Raw genomic sequence first — 19,966 nt, 5'->3', positions numbered from 1 at the left:
GCGTGACGTACGCACCCTCCCCGCAGCCGGGCCGCCGCCCGAAGATCTTCGTGGTCGGCGGCTCCAACGCGGTCAGCCGCCCGTACAGCTTCCTGCCGATGGCCGGATGGGCGCAGACGATGCCGCTCTTCCTCACGGACGAGGTGGAGGTGGTGGCCTGCGCCCGGGCTCGGGCCAGCTCCAAGAGCTTCCGCGAACGCGGCCGGCTCCAGTGGATCCTGGAGAACATGGATCCGGGCGACTACCTGCTGTTCGGCTTCGGCCAGAACGACATCAAGCCGGACCCTGGCCTGCACACCGAGCCGTACTCCACCTTCATGGAGCACATGGCCGCGTACGTGCACGGCGCGCGCGAGCGCGGGGGCCACCCGGTGATCTACCTGCCGTACGAGCGGCGGCGGATCGACCGGCACGGCAACGTGGCCCGCTTCCTCGGCGACTACCCGGCCGCCGCCCGGCTGCTGGCCGAGGAGGAGCACGTACCGGTGGTCGACGTGTACGGGCAGAGCCTGCAGTGGTGGGAGGAGCTCGGGCCGGAGGCGAGCAAGGCCGTCTTCGTGTACCTGCGCCGCGGCGAGCCCCTCCAGAAGCACATCCTGGACGGCGACAACGTGCACCTGCGGGCGGAGGGCGCGGTCGAGGTCGCGCGCTTCACCGTGCGCAGCATGCTGGAGCAGGGCATCATCCCGGCCCACTGGGGCCGGGACCTGGACCGCACGCGCTTCGACTACAGCGAGATGGGCTGGCTGGACGAGGAGACCTTCCGCCACCGCACCGCGTCCCGCGTCTCCACGTACCCCGGCGCCTGAGGAGTCGTCCCGTGAACCACCTCCTGTGCCGGGGCCGGGCCCTCGGCGAGGGCGCGGCGCCCAGCGCCGTGTACGCGGCCCTGTACAGCTCGGCCGACCCGCGCCGCGGCGTCGCGCCCGGCGAGACGCTCCAGCTGGGCCTGTCCGTGGCGGCCGACCAGGGCGCCCCGCGCGGCTGCGGCTACCTGCTCCAGGCACCGCTGGCCGAGGCCGCCGACATCGTCGGCATGCAGGGCCTGGAGTACTTCCCCAAGCAGCGCTGGTTCCGCATCCGCGCCGAGGCCGGCGAGACCGCGACCGGCGTCCTGCACCTGCGCGTGCGCGACACGGCCGCGGCCGCGAACCGGCGGATCCGGCCGCAGATCATGGTCGGCGTCCCGGACGCGAGCGGGCGCAGGACCATCCGCACGGCGAAGCTCGACGCCGAGGCGCTGCCGCTGCGGGCGCCCGCCGCCCGGGGCCTGCGCCTGACGGCCGCGCCGGGCGGATCCGGCTCGGTGAACGTGCTGTCCGCGTGCCCCGCGGGCAGTACGGCGATCGGGGTGTCGGCGCCCCGCCACGGCGATGCGCAGCTGTCGTACGACGGCTGGGTGACGTACAGCCCGGCGCCCGGTTTCAGCGGGTACGACCGGTTCACGTACACGGTGGGCACCCCTTCCGGGGAGCAGCAGACCTCGCACGTGAACGTCTTCGTGGGCTCCCTGGACCACGCCCCGGGAGCCTTCCCGGCGCACCCGACGGAGGTCGCGTTCCGGCCCTGGCAGTGGCCGGAGCTGACCGGCGAGATGCCCTGGCCCCGCCCCGACCAGTCCGCGCACACCCGATGAGGAACCCAGCAGCATGAACACCGCCGTCGTGAGCCCCGCCGACGTCAAGGACGTGTCCGTCGCGATCCGGGTCTCCAACCAGGCCGCGGCGCTCGACGCCTGCCTGGCGTCCGTCCTCGCGCAGACCATCGGCACGGACCGGCTGGAGATCATCGGCGTCGACGACGGGTCGACGGACGAGAGCGGCTCGGTCCTGGCCAGGGCCGCGCACCAGTACCCGGCGTTCGTCCGCGTGGGGCAGGTGTCGCAGGGGCTGAGCCCGGCGGCGGCCCGCAACTGGGCGCTGAGCCAGGTGCGCGGACGGTACGTCATCTTCCTGGAGGCGACGGACCGGCTGGCGCCGGACGCCCTGGAGCGGATGGTCGCGGCGGCCGATGCCAACGAGGCCGACGTGGTGCTGGGCAAGCTGGAGAGCTCGGGCCGGCACCCGGTCGCGACGTCGATGTTCCGCAAGAACCAGGCGTACACCGATGCGTACACCTCGCGCGTGTACTGGTCGCTGACCCCGGACAAGCTGTTCCGCACCGGCCTGCTGCACCGCCGCGCCCTGGTCTTCCCCACCGACACGCCGATCGGCGACGACCAGGTCTTCACCGCCGGCGCGTACCTCGGCGCGGACAACGTGTCGGTCGTCGGCGATGCGGTCTGCGTCATCAAGGGCCCCTCGCCCGCCAACCGGGCCACCCTCTCGGACCGGGTCGCGCTCGCCTCGCGGATGCTGGCGCTGATCGCCTCGCAGCTGCCGCCGGGCCCGCGCCGGGACCGGCTGCAGTCGCGCCACCTGGAGGTGGAGCTCGGCAAGGCCACCGCGGCGGCGCTGCTGTCGGCGACCGACCCGGCCGAGCGGGACCAGGCGCTGTGGGCCGCGGCCGAGGTGCTGCGGGGCCAGGCGGCGCCGGGGGCGCTGGCGCTGCTGCCGCGGACGGTGGCCGTGCGGTTCGCGCTGCTCGCGCAGGGCCGGTTCGCGGAGGCGCAGGCGATGGCCGCGTTCGAGGCCGACAAGGACCGGCCGGCCGTCCGCAAGACGGTCGAGAACGGCCGGGTCTACACGACGCTGCCGTTCTTCCGTGATCCGCAGGTCCCGCTGCCGGACGAGCTGTTCGACATCACCGGTGACATGACGGTCAGCCAGCAGCTGCAGCGGGCCCGCTGGGACGGGCCGATGCTGCTGCTCGACGGCTACGCCTTCTTCGAGCAGCTGTCGACGAAGGACCGGGCCACCCGGGTGGTGCTGCGGGAGCGGACCAGCGGCGCGCAGGAGAGCCACGCGGTGACGGCCCGCCGGGACGACACCCTGACCAACTCCAAGGGCAAGGCCCGGGCGATGGGCCGGTTCTCGGCGCGCGTGAACCTGGCGCAGACCTCCAGCGGCTGGCCGCTGCCGCCGGGCACCTGGGACCTGTACCTCTCCGTGTCCTTCGAGGGAGTCCGGCAGGAGGTGCGGCTCGGCGCGCGGCGCGCGCCCGAGCTGGACACGACGGCCCGGATGCCGGTGCGGATCGCGGACGCGCCCGGTGCGCCGGGAATGGAGCTGGCCGCCACCCCGTACTACACGCAGGACGGCGGCCTGAGCATCGAGGTGGTGCAGCGGGCTCCGCTGCCCGGGAGCGCCTGAGCCGGACGTGCTCGGGCACGCGCTCTACGCCAGCGGCTCCCACGGGCCGAAGGCCAGCCCCTGGGCGCCGGTGTCCTGGCGGGCGCACATCGGGGCGCCCGTCTCGTCGAACGCGGCGACGACGATCCGGCCGGCCGCATCGACCGCCACCTGCGGGGCGTAGGCCCCGTGGCCGCCGAGGGAGGCCCACCAGGTGCCGTAGCCCTCGTTCTCGGTGACGTACGCGGTGACCTCGATGTCGCGCTCGGCGCCGGTCTGCGCGAGCACCGTGCAGTCGTAGCCCCCGACCATGGCGCGCGCGACGCCGGGCGCGCCGCGCCCGCCCGCCCCGCCGAGGCTCATCAGCCCGCCCTGGACGCCCGGTCGGGCGGCCCGCCAGGCGACGAGCGAGCCGTCGCCCGGGTAGCGCCAGAAGTACGTGACCCTGCGGGCGCCCGTCTCGCAGACGGCCGGGCTGCCGGGGACGACCGGCGTGGGGATGGTCTCGGCGAGCCCGAAGCGGCCCTGGCCGATGCCGATCCAGCGGTCGGCGCCGGAGGGCCCGAGGGCGAGCATCTCCAGCTGCCCGCCGGCCGGCATCAGCGGGGTCACGTCGCCGCGGTAGCTCTGTGCGGCGACCGGCTTCCAGCCGCCCCAGGCGCCCTCGGCGTTGCGGCTGCGGCGCAGGATGCCGGAGTGCTGGAGGGAGACGATGACGTGGATCGAGCCGGAGCGCTGGTTGACGGCGATGCGCGGGGGGCCGGTCAGCCGGTCGTCGGCGGGGCCGCCGCGCAGGCCGGGAACGCCCAGTCCGTGCCAGTCGATCATGCCGCGGCCGGACTGGAACTGGGTGGAGACGATGACTTCCGGTCGCTCCGAGCCGTCGTCCGCGGCCCTGAGCGCGACGAAGTGCACGTACCCCTCGCGGCTCTGCGCCATGGCGGCGGGGCCGAGCCAGCCGGGGACCTCGAAGGAGTCCGGGCCGGTCCAGCCGCTGTGCGGGGCCTCGGCCTCGGTCCAGCGGCGCAGGCCGTCCCGGGTGCAGGCGTACGCCGTCAGACGGCCGTCGGCCCCGGCGAACAGCCACTTTCCGGCCGGCGGGGAGGTCCGGCGCGGACCCGGTCCACCCGTGCGGGCGTCCTGCGTCCCGGGAGCCGAAGAGGCGGATCCGTTCCCGCCTTTGCCTCGGTTCACGCCGCTGTCCACCCTTCTGCCGACTATGTCCGAGCCCGAGGAGCCGGGCCTTCACCCGAAAGAACCAGCCACTCGAAAGCGTGTCTTATGATGCACCCCATTCGATGATAGAAGGGCACTGCCTCCATGACCGACCGCCCCTCGGCCCCCTCTCCGACGCCCGGGCGCAAGCCCCGGCGCGGCGGCCGGCGCGTCCTGCGGATCCTTCTGCTGACCGTGGCAGTGCTCGTCCTCGCGGCCGGCGGGGCGGGCTGGTGGGCGTACAGCCACCTGAACGGCAACATCGACAGCGTCGACCTGGACCAGGCGATCGGCGACAACCGCCCGAAGAAGGTCGTACCCGGAGCGCAGAACGTCCTCGTCCTCGGCTCCGACTCGCGCGCCGGCGCCAACGCGGACCTGGACCACGGCGACGTCAGCGGCGCCCGCTCGGACACGGCCATGCTGATTCACCTCCCCGAGGGGCGCTCCAAGGCCACCGCGATCAGCATCCCGCGCGACACCCTGATATCCCGGCCCGAGTGCAAGGACTCCGACGGCAAGACCGTCGAGGGCGCCGACCGGGTGATGTTCAACTCCGTCTACTCGCTCGCCGGACCGGCCTGCGTGGTCAAGACCGTCGAGCAGATGTCGGGCATCCGCGTGGACCACTTCGTCGAGGTCGACTTCGCCGGCTTCAAGGGGCTGGTGGACGCGCTCGGCGGGGTCACCGTCACCCTGGACAAGCCGATGAGCGGGGCGAAGGGCGGCCTGAAGCTGGATGCCGGCACCCACCGGCTGAACGGCACCGACTCGCTGAAGTTCGTCCGCACCCGCTACGGGTACGGCGACGGCAGCGACCTCGGCCGCATAGGTCTGCAGCAGCAGTTCATGATGGCGATGCTCTCCGAGATCAAGAAGCAGGACGCCCTCGGCAGCCCGGCCCGCCTCTACAAGCTCGCCGACGCCGGCACCAAGTCGCTGACCACGGACTCCGAACTCGCCTCGCTGACCGCGCTGTCCGACTTCGCCCAAAGCATGAAGGGCGTCAACCCGGACACCATGGAGACGATCATGCTCCCGGTCGCGTACGACAAGGTGGACCCCAACCGCGTGGTGGTCGCACAGCCGCAGGCGGGCCGGCTCTGGGAGGCCCTGCGCACCGACCAGGCGATCCCGGCGGACGCGAAGAAGTCCCCGGCCACGGCGAACAAGGGCTGAAGACCCGCGCCGCACCCGGGATGCGGGTGCGGCGCCGGTGCGCAGGCGGCCCGTGCGTCAGAAGGTGGCGTCCCGGCCGGCCTTGCCGAGGCGGCTGTGGTGGCGCCCGTACAGGAAGTACACGAAGAAGCCGATCACCATCCAGATCCCGAACCGCAGCCAGGTCTCGGCCGGCAGGTTGAGCATCAGCCAGAGCGAGGCGGCGATCGACAGGATCGGAACCACCGGCACCCACGGGGTGCGGAAGGCCCGGTGCAGGTCGGGGCGGGTGCGGCGCAGGATGATGACGCCCAGCGCAACGACCACGAAGGCGAACAGCGTGCCGATGTTCACCAGTTCCGCGAGCTTCTCCAGGCTGGTGAAGCCGGCGATGACGGCGATGACCACGCCGAGCAGGACCGTCGCCCGGTAAGGGGTGCGGAACTTCGGGTGGGTGACCGAGAAGACGCGCGGCAGCAGCCCGTCACGGCTCATCGCGAAGAACACCCGGGTCTGCCCCAGCAGCAGGATCATGCAGACGGTGATCAGGCCGACGGAGGCGCCGAGGCTGATGGCGCCGGCGAAGAAGGGCTGGTTCACCGATTTGAAGGCCTCGGCGAGCGGGGCGGTGGGCGACATCTGCGTGTAGTGCTGCATACCGGTGACCACGACCGTCACGGCCACGTAGAGCACCGTGCAGATGAGCAGCGAGCCCAGGATGCCGCGCGGCATGTCCCGTTGGGGGTTCTTGGTCTCCTCGGCGGCGGTGGCCACCACGTCGAAGCCGATGAAGGCGAAGAAGACCAGGGAGGCGGCGGTGAAGATGCCCATGACGCCGAAGTTGGTGGGCGCGTACCCGAACATCAGCTGGACCAGCGGGGCCTTCCAGCCGCTGCCTCCGGCCTGCGGCTCGGCCGGCGGGATGAACGGCTTGTAGTTGTCCGCCTTGATGAAGAACAGGCCCGCGATGATGACGAGCAGGACCACGGTCACCTTGATGGCGACGACGATCGCGGTGATGCGGGCCGACAGCTTCGTCCCGACGACGAGGATCGCGGTCAGCGCCAGGACCAGCAGGAAGGCCAGCAGGTCGAAGGTGCCGCCCTCGTCGGGCCCGGAGAGCCCCACGGGCAGGCTCCAGCCGAGGTTGGTGTGCATGAGGGCGCGCACGTAGCCGGACCAGCCGACCGCCACGACGGCGGTGCCGAGGGCGAATTCGAGCACCAGGTCCCAGCCGATGATCCAGGCGGGCAGCTCGCCGATGGAGGCGTACGAGAAGGTGTACGCGGAGCCCGCCACCGGCACGGTGGACGCGAACTCGGCGTAGCACAGCGCCGCCAGGGCGCAGACCACGCCCGCCGCCACGAAGGCGAGGGCGGTGGCGGGACCGGCATTGTTCCGGGCGGCGATGCCGGTGAGAACGAAAATGCCGGTGCCGATGATGACGCCCACACCGAAGACGGTCAGGTCCCAGGCGGAGAGCGACTTGCGGAGCGCGTGTTCCGGCTCCTCCGTGTCCCGGATGGACTGTTCCACCGTCTTGGTGCGGAAGGGGCTGTTGAGATCCGTACTCACCGACGCACCTCCGAAAGGTGACGACGCACACAGACGGGCCGGGAGGCCCACCCCTACCAGGGTGATCTCCCGGCCCGTGACGTGCAACCGCGCATCGGTCCACGGACCGGCGCGCCAGGCGGTTTTCGGAACTAGTCGACCGCGGCGGCCGGCTCGCTGTCGAAACGGCCGTCCAGCTTGGCGACCAGACCGGTGACCTGCCGGGCGATGTCCGGTGCGGTCAGGCCGATCTCCGCCAGGATCTCCTTGCGCAGGGCGTGGTCGAGGAAGCGCTGCGGGATGCCGAAGTCGCGCAGCGGTACGTCGACGCCCGCGTCGCGCAGCGCCTGCGAGACGGCGGCGCCCACACCGCCGGTGCGGCCGTTGTCCTCGACGGTGACGACCACGCGGTGCTGTTCGGCGAGCGGGGCGAGGGCCTCGTCGACCGGCTTGACCCAGCGCGGGTCGACGACGGTGGTGGAGATGCCCTGCTTGTCGAGGAGGTCGGCGATCTCCAGGCACATCGGGGCGAGCGCGCCGACCGAGACGAGCAGTACGTCCGGACGGGTGACCTCGGGGGCGGGGGCGCGCAGCAGGTCCATGCCGCCGATCCGGCCGATGGCCGGGACGGCCGGGCCCACGACGCCCTTGGAGAAGCGAACCACGGTCGGGGCGTCCTTGACCTCCACGGCCTCGCGCAGCTGGGCTCGCAGCTGCTCGGCGTCGCGCGGGGCGGCGAGCCTGAGGCCGGGGACGACCTGCAGGATCGACATGTCCCACATGCCGTTGTGGCTGGCACCGTCGTCGCCGGTGACGCCGGCCCGGTCCAGGACGAAGGTGACGCCGCACTTGTGCAGGGCCACGTCCATCAGGACCTGGTCGAAGGCACGGTTGAGGAAGGTGGCGTACACGGCGAAGACCGGGTGGACGCCGCCCGTGGCCAGGCCCGCCGCGGAGGTCGCGCCGTGCTGCTCGGCGATGCCGACGTCGTAGATGCGGTCCGGGAAGGCCTCGGCGAACTTGTTGAGGCCGACCGGGTGGAGCATGGCGGCGGTGATGCCGACGACGTCCGGGCGCTCGTGGCCGATCTTGACCATCTCGTCGGCGAAGACGGAGGTCCAGCTGGCGGCGGCGGTCTTCACCGGCAGGCCGGTGTCGGGGTGGATGACGCCGACCGCGTGGAAGCGGTCCGCCTCGTGCTCCAGGGCCGGGGTGTAGCCGCGGCCCTTCTGGGTGAGGCAGTGGACGATGACCGGGCCGCTGAAGCGCTTGGCGCGCTGGAGGGCGGACTCCAGGGCCTCGATGTCGTGGCCGTCGATGGGGCCGATGTACTTCAGGCCCAGGTCCTCGAACATGCCCTGCGGGGCGATGAAGTCCTTCAGGCCCTTCTTGGCGCCGTGCAGGGTCTCGAAGAGCGGCTTGCCGACGACGGGCGTGCGCTCCAGGATCTCCTTGCCGCGGGCGAGGAAGCGCTCGTAGCCGTCGGTGGTGCGCAGGGTGGCCAGGTGGTTGGCGAGGCCGCCGATGGTGGGGCCGTACGAGCGCTCGTTGTCGTTGACGACGATGACCAGCGGGCGGTCCTTGGCGGCGGCGATGTTGTTCAGCGCCTCCCAGGCCATACCGCCGGTGAGGGCGCCGTCGCCGATGACCGCGGCCACGTGGTGGTCGGCGCGGCCGAGGACCTCGTTCGCCTTGGCCAGGCCGTCGGCCCAGCCCAGCACCGTGGAGGCGTGGGAGTTCTCGATCACGTCGTGCTCGGACTCGGCGCGCGAGGGGTAGCCGGACAGGCCGCCCTTGGTGCGCAGGCCGGCGAAGTCCTGGCGGCCGGTGAGGAGCTTGTGGACGTAGGCCTGGTGGCCCGTGTCGAAGAGGACCTTGTCCTTGGGCGATTCGAAGACCCGGTGCAGGGCGATCGTCAGTTCGACCACGCCGAGGTTGGGGCCGAGGTGCCCGCCGGTCTTGGAGACGGCGTCGACGAGGAAGGACCTGATCTCGGCGGCGAGCTGAACCAGCTCCTCCTGGCTGAGCCGGTCCAGATCGCGCGGTCCCTTGATGCGGGTCAGCAGCACCCGTGCCTCCTTGCAGTTGCTTGCTGGTCTGTCGAGTCTAATGTTCCGTCGCCGACCGCGGTCATCGGGCTGCCGCAGGCGGGTCACAGCTTTGTCATCCTGTACGGATTCGTCCGATGTCACACATCACATTCGGGCGTATTCCCCCACAGTTGCCCGCATGTGCGTACCTCCCGGATGCACGCACAGGTGCCCGGCGCCACCGCTGGGGTGGCACCGGGCACTGTGACCGGTCTGACCGCGCCGGGGCGCGGTGTCAGGCGCGTCCGGCCGTCTTCTGGGTCTTGCGGGTGACCGAGTCGATCACCACGGTGGCCAGCAGCACCGCACCGGTGATCATGTACTGGATGGGCGTGGCGATTCCCTCGAGAGCCAGACCGTACTGGATCGAGGTGATGACCATGACGCCGAGGAGGGCGTTCCAGGTCCGGCCACGGCCGCCGAAGAGGCTGGTGCCGCCGATCACGGCCGCCGCGATCACGTTCATCAGCAGGTCGCCGGCGCCGGCGCTCTGGTTGGCCGCCGCGATCTTGGAGCACCAGAAGAGCCCGCCGATGGCGGCGAAGGTGCCCGCGATGGAGAACACCGCGATGCGGATGCCGGCGACGTTGATGCCCGCGCGACGGGAGGCCTCGACGCTGCCGCCGAGGGCGAACACGTTGCGGCCGAAGGTGGTGCGGCGCAGGAGGAAGTCCGTACCGACCAGGACCAGGACGAAGAGCACCACCGCGAGCGGGAGGCCCTTGTACTGGTTGAACACCGCGGCCGGGCCGAAGGTGAACACCGCGAGCAGGCCGGTGCGCAGCAGGATCTCGCTGGTGGGGCGGGAGGGGACGCCCGCGGCCTGGCGGCGGCGGTTGTCGGAGAACGCGGCCAGGAAGTACGCGGCCGTGGCGACGGCGGCCAGGCCGTAGGCGGCGGCCACGTCGGAGAAGTAGTACGTGGTGAGCTGGCCCACGGCACCGTCGGCGTCGATGTTGATCGTGCCGTTGCTGCCGAGGATCTGCAGCATCGCGCCGGACCAGAACAGCAGGCCCGACAGGGTGACGGCGAAGGCCGGCGCGCCGATCTTGGCGAAGAAGAAGCCGTGGATCGCACCGATCAGGGCGCCGCCCGCGACGGCCGCGAGGATCGCGACCCACTCGTTGACGCCGTTGGTGACGGCCAGGACGGCGAAGAGGGCGCCCGCGACACCGCTGACGGAGCCGACGGACAGGTCGATCTCGCCGAGCAGCAGCACGAAGATGATGCCGACGGCCATCATGCCGGTGGCGACCATCGTGATCGCGATGTTGGTGAGGTTCTCCGGGGAGAGGAAGTTCGAGTTCAGCCCCTGGAAGATGCCCCAGATGACGATCAGGCCGATGACGACCGGGAGGGAGCCCAGGTCTCCGGCCTTCATCTTGCGGCCGAACTCGCTCAGGTAGCCGGACAGGCCCTGCTCGCGCACGAGCAGGCGCGGGTCCACTGCGGGAATGGCGTCGGCCGGGGCAGCGGGGTTGGCCAGCTTGGCCACGTCCTCCGCGGTGTGGTGCCCCGCGGTGTGGTGTTCGGTGCTCACTTGCGCGCCTCCCCGGTGCGGGCCGCCCGGCGGGTCACGGCGTTGTCCGTGGCTCCGGTGATGGCGGAGATGATCTCTTCCTGCGAGGTTTCGGCGACCTTGAAGACACCGTTGTTGCGGCCGAGCCGCAGCACCGCCACCCGGTCGGCGACGGCCTTCACATCGGCCATGTTGTGGCTGATGAGGATGACCGCGTGGCCGCGCTCGCGCAGCCGCTCCACCAGGTCGAGGACCTGTGCGGTCTGCTCGACGCCGAGGGCGGCGGTGGGCTCGTCGAGGATGACGAGCTGCGGCTCGCCGAGCATCGAGCGGGCGATCGCCACGGTCTGGCGCTGGCCGCCGGAGAGCGAGGCGATGGGGATGCGGACACTGGGGATCCGGATGGACAGGGTGGTCAGGAGCTCGCGGGCGCGGCGCTCCATCTCCACCTCGTCCAGGACGCCGCGGCGCTTGAGCTCGCGACCCAGGAAGAGGTTGCCGACGACGTCGATGTTGTCGCACAGCGCGAGGTCCTGGTAGACCGTCGCGATGCCCAGGTTCTGGGCGTCGTGGGGCTTGCCGATCGAGACCGGCTTGCCTTGCCACTCGATGACGCCGTCATCGATGGGGTGGACGCCGGCGATCGTCTTGACGAGCGTGGACTTGCCGGCGCCGTTGTCGCCGACCAGGGCGACCACCTCGCCGGAGTGGATCTCGAGCTCTACGTCGGTGAGCGCCTGGACGGCACCGAATCGCTTCGAGACCCCTCGCAACGCCAGCACGGGCGCAGCGGACACATGAACCATCTCCTTCGCCGCCTGACCGGCGGGGATGTCGTGCAGAAAGTGCAGGAGCGGGGTGGATGAGGAATCGTTTCTGCCCGGCGCCCCGCGGTGGCGGGGAAAGCGGGGGCGGGGCGCCGGGCAGGCGCGGGGGTCCCGGTGGACCGGAGGCCGCGGGGGCGGGCCTCCGGCCGACAGGGACGCTGTGGCCTCGCACCGCCGCAGGGCCGGTGCGGGGCCTCGGCCGGCCCGAATCGGGCCGGCGTGGCCTGCGTGCGGCCCGGACGGGGGCCGCGGGGGCCTACTTCAGGCCGAGGGCGGAGCAGGCGGCCGCGTACTTGTCGGTGCAGATCTCGTCGGCCGTGTAGACACCGTCCTTGATGACAGTGTCCTTGATGTTGCTCTTGGTCAGCGAGACGACCGGGACGAGGACCGAGGGCACGTCCTTGGTGGTGGGGCTGTCGTACTTCGACGTGGCCACCGCGTCGAGCTTCTCGCCCTTGGCGAGGGCGACGGCCATCTTGGCGGCGGCCTCGGCCTCGGGGGCGTACGGCTTGTAGACGCTCATGAACTGCTCACCGGCGACGATGCGCTGCACGCCGGCGAGTTCGGCGTCCTGGCCGGTGACCGGGGGCAGCGGGTTCATGCCGGCGGCCTTCAGGGCGGTGATGATGCCGCCGGCCATGCCGTCGTTGGCGGAGTAGACGCCGATGATCTTGTCCTTGCCGAGCGCGGAGATCGCGCCCGCCATGTTGGTGTTGGCGTTCTCCGGCTTCCACTCCTTGGTGTCGTACTCCTTGCCGACGTTCACCTTGCCGTCGAGGACGGAGTGGGCGCCCTTCTTGAACAGGGCGGCGTTGGGGTCGGTGACCGACCCGTTCATCATGACGATGTCGCCGTCCTTGGCCTTGTCGCCCAGGGCCTCCAGCAGGGCCTTGCCCTGGACCTTGCCGACCTCTTCGTTGTCGAAGGAGGTGTAGGCGTCGATCGGGCCCTCGGCGAGGCGGTCGTAGGAGACGACCGGGATGCCGGCGTCCTTGGCCCGCTTGACCGCGCCGGCGATCGCCTTGGAGTCGACCGCGTCGACGATCAGGACGTTCACCTTGTTGGTGATCATCGTGTCGACCTGCGAGTTCTGCGTGGTCGCGTCCTGCTTGGCGTTGGCGTAGACGACCGTGCCCTTGCCACCGGTGAGCTCGGCGACCTTCTTCTCGATGAGCGGCTTGTCGAACTTCTCGTAGCGCGCGGTCTGGTTCTCGGGCAGGAGCAGACCGATCTTGATGGCCCCGCCGGAGGCCGCGGCGGAGGCGGCGGACTCCTTCGGCTTGGTGCCGGCTTCCTTGGCACTGCCACAGGCGGCGAGGGACACGGCCGCAGCGCCGGCGGCGACGACAACGGCAGCTCTACGCATACGCGCGTTCATTTCCTGAACCTCCCTGACGAGGCCGCAACACTGCGGCCGAGGTGGGTGTGAGTCAACCTCGGCCGCAAGTTTGTCGTCAAGGAGTGAATCCTTAACGAGATGACAACGGTGCCATCCGTTATCTAACTGAAGGCAAGAGCTTCAGCGACGGCGAATCGGTCAAAAGGGTTGAATCGCCCATCTCGCTGAGCACCAGGGCCAGTGCCCCCAGCACCTCGGCCCGGGCCCCCAACGAGCCGGTGAGAACGGAGAGTTGGCGGGCCGCGCTGGGGATCGCGTACCGCCCCACGGACTCGCGTATGGGCGCCAGCACCAGCTCACCGGCCTCGGCGAGCGAACCGCCCAGCACCACGCGGCTCGGGTTCAAAACGTTGCAGAGGTTCGCGACGCCACTACCCACATGGCGGCCTACGTCGGCGATGACCCGGCGGCACCCCGGGTCGCCCTCGCGGGCCAGCTCCACCACCCGCTCCATCGTCAGCTCCGGCCCGTGCGTGCTCTGCAGCAGCGGCAGCACGTACCGGGCGGCGGCGAAGGTCTCCAGGCAGCCGCGGTTGCCGCAGCGGCAGACGGGGCCGGACTCGTCGAGCGTGATGTGCCCGATCTCCCCCGCCGTGCCGCCCGGGCCCCGGTAGATCTGGCCGTTTATCACCAGGCCGGCGCCCACACCGCTCGCCACCTTGATGTACGCGAGGTCCTTGACCCCCCGGCCGCTGCCCCACACCAGCTCGCCCAGCGCGCCGAGGTTGGCGTCGTTGTCCACGTACACCGGCACGCCCAGGCGCTGCGAGAGCTCCTGGCGCGGGTTGATCCCCGACCAGCCCGGCAGGATCGCGGTGGAGCCGAGCGTCCCGGACTCCACGTCGATCGGACCGGGGACGCCGAGGCCGACGCCGATGACCTTCTCCAGGCCGACCCCTATGGTCTGGATAAGCTGTCCGACCAGGGCTTCCGCCCGGTCGAAGCCGTCTTGCCAGGAGGCGTCCACGTCGAGCGGGGCCGACTCCTCGGCCAGCACCTGGTGGGCCAGGTTGCCGACCGCGACCCGCAGGTGGGTGTGGCCGAAGTCCACGCCGATGACGATGCCCGCGTCGCCGCTGAGGGAGACGCTGCGCGCCCGGCGGCCGCCCGAGGAGGTGTCCGTGACCTCGACGGTCCCGCCGTCCTTGAGTTCCCGGACGATGTTGGAGACCGTGGCCGCCGACAGTCCGGTGGACCGGGCGATCTCCGCCTGGGTCAGCGAACCCGCGAGCCGCACGGCCCGCACGACCCGTTCGAGATTCGCGCGGTGCAGCGAAGACTGCGATCCGGGAGTCTGCACGACTCATCCACTCCTGCCCATAAGCGACGGCGACCGTCGCCCCCCGGCCGGCGATCGCGGCTGCTGGCTCCGAGACCCCGGCGTCTCTACAACTTGTGAACCTTAAGTCGAGCCTTTGGGCCTCCACACGTCAAGAGGCGGACACATCACGAAACGGGCCTACCCGGTCATAAGTATGAGAGACAACCTTCTAGATCGTGCTCCGGCCGCCGGGTGCACCGGTCCGCTGCGGCCCGGCCGACTCGCTCCGACCCCGCCCCGGTGTACAGGGCATCGCCCCGAAAGAAGCGGCACGGCACCCGGATCCGCTGACGCCGGCCGGAGCGCAGGCCCCCTCCAACTCACGCCGCCAGGGACGCTCTTGTGCGTTCTGGATCACACGGGAACCGCCGCGCCCCCTACGCTGACAGAGTCGAGCCGCAAGGAGAAAGGCGAGGCCGCCATGTCACCTGGTGCTACTCCGGGGCCGTACGACAACCCCGTCGCGTTCGGGCAGAGAGTCCAGATCTACCGCAACCGCCGAGGCATGACCCGCGAGCAGTTGGCGGGACTCCTCGGCCACCATCCGTCCTGGGTCAAGAAGATCGAGACCGGCACCCTGCAGATGCCGCGGCTGCCGGAGATCCTCCGCATCGCCGAGATCCTCCGCGTCCGCCGGCTGAACGACCTCGTGGGCGAGGTCGGGGCCGAACCGCACGTCGACCTGTTCGTCGGGCCGGGGCACGACAGGCTTCCGGCCGTCGCCGCCGCTCTGGACGCGTTCCCCTCCTCCGGCGACCGCCAGGCGCCGACGGCCGCCTACCTGCGGGCCGCCCTGGACTCCGCCTGGTCGGCACGGCACGACGCACCGCACCATCGGGAGGTGCTGGGCGGACTGCTCCCCGGCCTCATCCGCGACGCCCGGCTGCTGGTGCGCCAGGCGGACAGGGCACAGGACAGGCGCACGGCGCAGGCGCTGCTGGCCGAGGTGTACTTCCTCGCCCAGTTCTTCGTCGCCTACCAGCCGGATCCCTCGCTCCTGTGGCGCATCGCCGACCGCGGCATGGTCGCGGCGCAGGAATCCGAGGATCCCCACGCGATCGGAGTGGCGGCCTGGCTCACGGCGCAGGCCCACCGCGACTCGGGCCCCGGCCACTACGACGCGGCGGACGCCGTCGTCATGGACGCGCTGCGGCTCTTGGAACCGCTCCTGCCGGGCGCTCCCGTCGACGTCCGGGCCGTGGCGGGCGCTCTGAGGTTCGAGGCGGGCTTCACCGCAGCCCGGCGCAGGGACAGCGGCACGGCTTGGGGCTGGTGGGACCGGGCCGACCTGATCGCCCAGCGGCTCCCCGCGGCCTACTTCCACCGCGTGACCAGCTTCGGCCGGGCCGTGATGGGCGCCCACGGCGTCACGGTCGCCGTGGAGCTGCGCGCCGGGGGCGAGTCCGTACGGCAGGCCAACCGCGCCGGGGCCCTGTCCATCGCCTCCCGTCCGCGAAGGGCCCGGCACCGGATCGAGCAGGCCCGTGCGTACTACCTCGACGGCCAGTACGAGACGGCGCTGAGCACGCTGGAGCAGGCCCACGCGACGGCACCGGAGACGGTCCGGTACAACGGCTACGCGAAGCGGATGGTGCTGGAGGAGGCGGCCTCCCGGACGCCCGAGCGCCGGCAGCGCGCGAGCCGGCTCGCCGTGGACATCGGCATGCCGGCTGCCTGAGCAAGGGAGGCCGAAACCCGGCCCCTCATCCGCCCGCCGGGCACCTACCGTCGTCCCATGACCCGCGGACGACGGTAGGGAGCAGCCGTGCACGGCGAAGAGGGGCATGACCGGGAACAGGAAGCGGTCGGGATCGGGTTCACCGACTTCGGCGCGCTGATCCTCGACCTCGCGAACGCCATCGAGGCGGCCGTCGAGGCCGAGGCCGAGCGGGACGTCGTCGCGGCGCTCACCACCGAGCCCGCACCACCGGAGCTGGCCCGGCTGACCGACCGGCTGATCACGCACTGCAAGACCCTCGCGGTCGGCCTCGGCGAGATCCCCGCGCCCCAGCGCTCCGCGCGGGCGGCCGGCGCCCTGCGGGACTGGGCCGACCTGGCCTCGGCGGACCCGGCGGCGGACGCCCGCCACGACAGGTCCGGCAACCTCGCGTACGCCCGCCTGCTGGCGCTCCTGGCCCGGACCATGCTCAGGGCCCTGCGCGAGCACCGCGCGCGGCGGGCGCCGCATCCGGCTACTTGAGCGTGGCCGAGGTCAGGCCCGCCTGGATCTGGCGCTGGAAGGAGAGGTAGACCACCAGCATCGGGATCATCGCGATGGTCACGCCGGCGAACAGCACCGGCAGGTCCGTCTCGTACCCCATCTGGTACTGCAGCTGGATCAGGCCCTGGGTGAGCATGTAGCGCTCGGGGTCCGAGCCGGTCTGCGGCTGCATCAGCACCGAGGGCAGGATGTACTGGTTCCACTGGCCCAGGACGTTGAAGATCCCGACGCTGATCAGCCCGGGCCGGGCCATCGGGAGCATCACCTGGAAGAAGATCCGGCTGTCGGAGGCCCCGTCGATCACCGCCGCCTCGTGCACGGCCGTCGGCAGCGTACGGAAGAACGAGTGCATGAAGAAGACGGTGAACGGCATCGAGTACGCGACGTACACCAGGATCAGGCCCTGGTAGGTGTTGAGCATGTCGAAGCGCTTGACCATGAAGAACAGCGGGACCAGCGCCAGGAAGACGGGGAACATGGCCCCGCTGACGAAGAAGTAGTAGACGACCCGGTTGCCCGGGAAGGGATAGCGGGCCAGCACGTACGCGGCCATCGAGCCCAGCAGCATGGTCAGCGGGACCGAGAAGGCCATCACGATCAGCGTGTGGGCGAAGTAGTCGCCGATGCCCTTGTCCCAGGCGCGGGAGAACGCGTCGAAGTGCCAGTTCGAGGGCCAGCTGAGGGCCGAGCCGCCGATCTGGGCGTCCGTCTTGAAGGACCCGAGGGTCAGCCAGACGAGCGGCAGGACGATCAGCACCGCCCAGACGGCGAGGAAGCCGTGGGAGAAGACGTTCAGCGCCGTCCCGTCGGAACCGCGCCCGGCGCCCCGCGCAGGGCGGCCGCCGCCGGCCCCGGGCTTCTCCGCCGAGGACTCCCCCGGCGCCTTGATCACTGTGGTCATGGTGGTGGTCTCCCGCTCAGAACTCGATGCGCTCGCGGCGGGTGGCGCGCAGCGTGACGACGGAGAGGATCATGGTCAGGAGGAGCATCACCACGCCCATGGCGCAGGCGTAGCCGCTCTTGCCGAAGTAGAGGAAGTTGCGCATCAGGACCGTGGCCATGACCTCGCTGTGGTGGTCGGGCCCGCCGCCGAACTGGCCGGAGGTCATCGTCGACACCAGCACGAACATGTCCATGGCGGCGATGCCGAGGTAGACCGCGGAGGTCTGCACGGCGTCCCACAGCAGCGGCAGCGTGACCTTCAGGAAGGTCTGGGCGCGCCCCGCGCCGTCGAGGAGGGCGGCCTCGTAGATGTCCTTCGGCACGGACTGCATGGCCGCCGAGAACAGCACGAGGTAGAAGCCGACCCCGTGCCAGACCACCACGAGCAGCAGGCACCACAGGACGAGGTCGGGCTCGTTGAGCCATTCGACGGGGTGGCCGGGGTCGACCAGGCCCAGCCGGGTGAGGAAGCCGTTGAGGAGGCCGCCCTCGTCGCTGCGGTACACGGCGCCGAAGAGGACGGCGAGGATGGCGAGGGAGAGGACCTGCGGGAAGAAGTAGACGATCTTGTAGACGGAGGAGCCGCGCACGCCCCGCACCCCGCCGGCCCCGCTGCGCCCTCCCGCGTTCACCATGAAGGCGAAGAAGAGGGCCAGCAGGATGGTGACGGTCGGGACGAACACCAGGAGCAGCAGGTTGTGCCACAGGGCGCCGCGGAAGACCTCGTCCTTCATCAGGGCCGTGTAGTTGTCCCAGCCCACGAAGTTGAAGGTGGGCGACTGGCCGGACCAGTCGGTGAAGGAGTAGCCGAAGGTCTGGACGTAGGGCCAGATGACGAACGTGAGGTACAGCGCGAGCGGCAGGACGAGGAAGCCGGCGATGAAGCCGATCCGTCCTCGGGTCCGGGCTACGTGGCTCATGGGGTCCGTCCCTGGCGTCAGCTGCGGCGGTTGTTCTTCGCGTTCGGGTCCTTGGCGGCCTTGTCCACCGCGGCCTGGGCCCGCTTGATCCACTCCTTCGGCTGGATGCGCTTGGCCATCAGCTCATTGGACGCGTTCTGGATCTCGTTGTCCATTTCGCTGTACCAGTCGGGGTACAGGTAGTTGAACGTGTTCGCCCCGGCGGCCTTGACGGCGGCCACGGCCGACTGGGTGCCCGGGCGCAGCTTGACGCCCGGGTCGACGCCGTCCTTGACGACGGTGAGCGAGTTGGCCTGCTGGGCGAAGAGCGTCGACCATTCGCGCGACAGCATGGAGCGCAGGAACTCCAGGCCGGCGGGCTTGTTCGCGGCCTTCTCGGGGACGATGAAGGGCTCGCCCGCGCCCGCCCGGATGGCCTCGAAGGGCAGCTTGCTGTCGGCCAGCAGCGGCACGGGCAGGAACTTCATGTCGAAGTCGTCCGGGGTCTGCTTGAGCTGCTCGTTCTCCAGCCACGAGCCGGAGGGGATGAAGGCCGCCTTGTACTGGTTCCAGGCGGTCTGGGACTCGGTGTGCGTCAGGCCGTTGGTGCCGGCCATCAGCAGGCCCTTCTCCACGATCTCGTAGACGGCCTCGACCGCGGCCAGGGCGGCCGGGTTGCCCTCGAAGGCGTTCGGCTCCAGGTTGTCGATGGCCTTCATGGCCTCCAGACCGCCCTTCTTGGCGATCAGGTCCATGATGACGACGTTGATGTAGTACGGGTACTTGCCCTGGTGGGCGAGGCCGCCGATGCCGGCGTCGCGGGCCTTGGTGCAGATGTCGAGGAACTGGTCCCAGGTCTTCGGCTCGGTCCAGCCCTTCTCCTTGAAGAGCTTGCCGGAGTACCAGAAGCCGTACACGGTGTAGACGTAGTAGAGGGCGACGAACTTGCCGCCCTGGGTGCCCTGTTCGATGGTGCCGGGGATCAGGGAGTCGCGGACCTTCTTGGTCGGGTCGTCGAGCGAGGGCGCGTCGAGGACCGGCGTGAGGTCCGCGAGCTGGCCGCCCTTGGCCAGCACGTCGATCTTGATCTGCTGGGCGCCGGAGTCGTCGACGACGTCCGGCGGGTTGCCGCCGTTGAAGCGGGGCTGGAGCTTGGCGGCGATCTCCTGGGTGCCCAGGTGGGAGCTGGTGGTGCCCCATTTCTTGTCGAAGGCGGCCTCCCAGGCCTTCGCGTAGTCGTCGCCGAAACCGCCCTTGAAGACGACGACGTCCAGCTTGCCGTTCTTGGCTACGCCGAACGGGTTCTCCTTGGTCACCGCGGCCTTGTCCGGTCCCTTCGCGGTCGCGTCCCCGCCCGAGGCGCAGGCGGACAGGAAGCCCATCGTCGGCACCGAGACAAGTCCGAGTGCTGCGGAGCGCTTGATCAGGTCACGGCGCCCGAGGCCCTCACCAGTGGATCCCATGCTCATGTCCTCGCCTTCGTCAGAAGTGTGAAGGAGGCCGGAAATCACGACGGTTGCCGCAGATGCGGACATCTCCGCAGCTCCCCGTCCCTCCCCCCGGTCCGGGGCCGCTGCACCGCGGTGGGCCG

At 70.8% G+C, this 19,966-nt stretch carries 16 protein-coding genes; 6 read left to right on the top strand and 10 right to left on the bottom strand.

Going from position 1 to position 19,966, the window contains the following annotated elements; genetic code table 11:
* The first annotated feature begins 2 nt into the window (after positions 1-2).
* From AB0F11_RS20625 to AB0F11_RS20615, 3 genes are read left to right on the top strand one after another with little or no spacing between them, the layout of a single operon-like run.
* The gene (locus tag AB0F11_RS20625; RefSeq protein WP_362175575.1) at positions 3-809 is read left to right on the top strand and encodes a rhamnogalacturonan acetylesterase; all 807 of its coding nucleotides are present in this window, start codon (positions 3-5) and stop codon (positions 807-809) included.
* An 11-nt stretch (positions 810-820) separates the two neighbouring features.
* Complete coding sequence (locus AB0F11_RS20620) at positions 821-1,636, top strand: Ig-like domain-containing protein (protein WP_362175572.1); 816 nt, start codon at positions 821-823, stop codon at positions 1,634-1,636.
* A 13-nt stretch (positions 1,637-1,649) separates the two neighbouring features.
* Entirely contained in the window at positions 1,650-3,251 is a 1,602-nt protein-coding gene (locus AB0F11_RS20615) for a glycosyltransferase family 2 protein (protein ID WP_362175569.1), read from the top strand.
* A gap of 24 nt (positions 3,252-3,275) precedes the next feature.
* Here the strand turns inward: AB0F11_RS20615 and AB0F11_RS20610 are convergent, their stop codons facing one another.
* Positions 3,276-4,424: a hypothetical protein gene (locus tag AB0F11_RS20610; RefSeq protein ID WP_362175566.1), complete on the bottom strand. Its 1,149-nt coding sequence runs from the start codon at positions 4,422-4,424 to the stop codon at positions 3,276-3,278.
* A 126-nt stretch (positions 4,425-4,550) separates the two neighbouring features.
* Here AB0F11_RS20610 and AB0F11_RS20605 point away from each other — a divergent pair, with 126 nt between their 5' ends.
* Positions 4,551-5,624 (top strand): LCP family protein, encoded by a 1,074-nt coding sequence (locus tag AB0F11_RS20605; RefSeq protein WP_362175563.1) that lies wholly within the window; start codon positions 4,551-4,553, stop codon positions 5,622-5,624.
* A 57-nt stretch (positions 5,625-5,681) separates the two neighbouring features.
* Here AB0F11_RS20605 and AB0F11_RS20600 read toward each other — a convergent pair whose 3' ends face one another.
* From AB0F11_RS20600 to AB0F11_RS20575, 6 genes are all read right to left on the bottom strand, one after another.
* Positions 5,682-7,178, bottom strand: coding sequence for an amino acid permease (locus AB0F11_RS20600; protein ID WP_362175561.1), 1,497 nt, complete (start codon positions 7,176-7,178; stop codon positions 5,682-5,684).
* 131 nt (positions 7,179-7,309) lie between these two features.
* Entirely contained in the window at positions 7,310-9,226 is a 1,917-nt protein-coding gene (gene dxs, locus AB0F11_RS20595) for a 1-deoxy-D-xylulose-5-phosphate synthase (protein ID WP_362175558.1), read from the bottom strand.
* Positions 9,227-9,482: 256 nt separating this feature from the next.
* A complete protein-coding gene (locus AB0F11_RS20590) occupies positions 9,483-10,742 on the bottom strand; it encodes a sugar ABC transporter permease (protein WP_362175615.1) in 1,260 nt (419 codons plus the stop codon).
* Between the two features lie 41 nt (positions 10,743-10,783).
* A complete protein-coding gene (locus AB0F11_RS20585; RefSeq protein WP_361902496.1) occupies positions 10,784-11,572 on the bottom strand; it encodes an ATP-binding cassette domain-containing protein in 789 nt (262 codons plus the stop codon).
* A 277-nt stretch (positions 11,573-11,849) separates the two neighbouring features.
* The gene (locus AB0F11_RS20580) at positions 11,850-12,971 is read right to left on the bottom strand and encodes a substrate-binding domain-containing protein (protein WP_362175555.1); all 1,122 of its coding nucleotides are present in this window, start codon (positions 12,969-12,971) and stop codon (positions 11,850-11,852) included.
* A gap of 118 nt (positions 12,972-13,089) precedes the next feature.
* Entirely contained in the window at positions 13,090-14,292 is a 1,203-nt protein-coding gene (locus tag AB0F11_RS20575; protein WP_362175552.1) for an ROK family transcriptional regulator, read from the bottom strand.
* A gap of 442 nt (positions 14,293-14,734) precedes the next feature.
* On the opposite strand from AB0F11_RS20575, the gene AB0F11_RS20570 reads away from it, so the two are divergent.
* Positions 14,735-15,991, top strand: a complete 1,257-nt coding sequence (locus AB0F11_RS20570) for a helix-turn-helix transcriptional regulator (RefSeq protein WP_362175549.1) — start codon at positions 14,735-14,737, stop codon at positions 15,989-15,991.
* An 87-nt stretch (positions 15,992-16,078) separates the two neighbouring features.
* Entirely contained in the window at positions 16,079-16,513 is a 435-nt protein-coding gene (locus AB0F11_RS20565) for a hypothetical protein (protein ID WP_362175546.1), read from the top strand.
* Here AB0F11_RS20565 and AB0F11_RS20560 read toward each other — a convergent pair.
* From AB0F11_RS20560 to ngcE, 3 genes are read right to left on the bottom strand one after another with little or no spacing between them, the layout of a single operon-like run.
* Positions 16,506-17,435 (bottom strand): carbohydrate ABC transporter permease, encoded by a 930-nt coding sequence (locus AB0F11_RS20560; RefSeq protein WP_362175543.1) that lies wholly within the window; start codon positions 17,433-17,435, stop codon positions 16,506-16,508. The genes AB0F11_RS20565 and AB0F11_RS20560 overlap by 8 nt on opposite strands.
* Positions 17,436-17,451: 16 nt before the next feature.
* The gene (locus tag AB0F11_RS20555; protein WP_362175540.1) at positions 17,452-18,396 is read right to left on the bottom strand and encodes a sugar ABC transporter permease; all 945 of its coding nucleotides are present in this window, start codon (positions 18,394-18,396) and stop codon (positions 17,452-17,454) included.
* Positions 18,397-18,413: 17 nt separating this feature from the next.
* Complete coding sequence (gene ngcE / locus AB0F11_RS20550) at positions 18,414-19,844, bottom strand: N-acetylglucosamine/diacetylchitobiose ABC transporter substrate-binding protein (RefSeq protein WP_362175537.1); 1,431 nt, start codon at positions 19,842-19,844, stop codon at positions 18,414-18,416.
* Positions 19,845-19,966 lie beyond the last annotated feature (122 nt).

Source organism: Streptomyces sp. NPDC032472 (assembly GCF_040636955.1).
GTDB lineage: Bacteria > Actinomycetota > Actinomycetes > Streptomycetales > Streptomycetaceae > Streptomyces.
The sequence above is the reverse complement of the archived record's forward strand: the minus strand, read 5'-3'. Positions and strand labels throughout refer to the sequence as shown.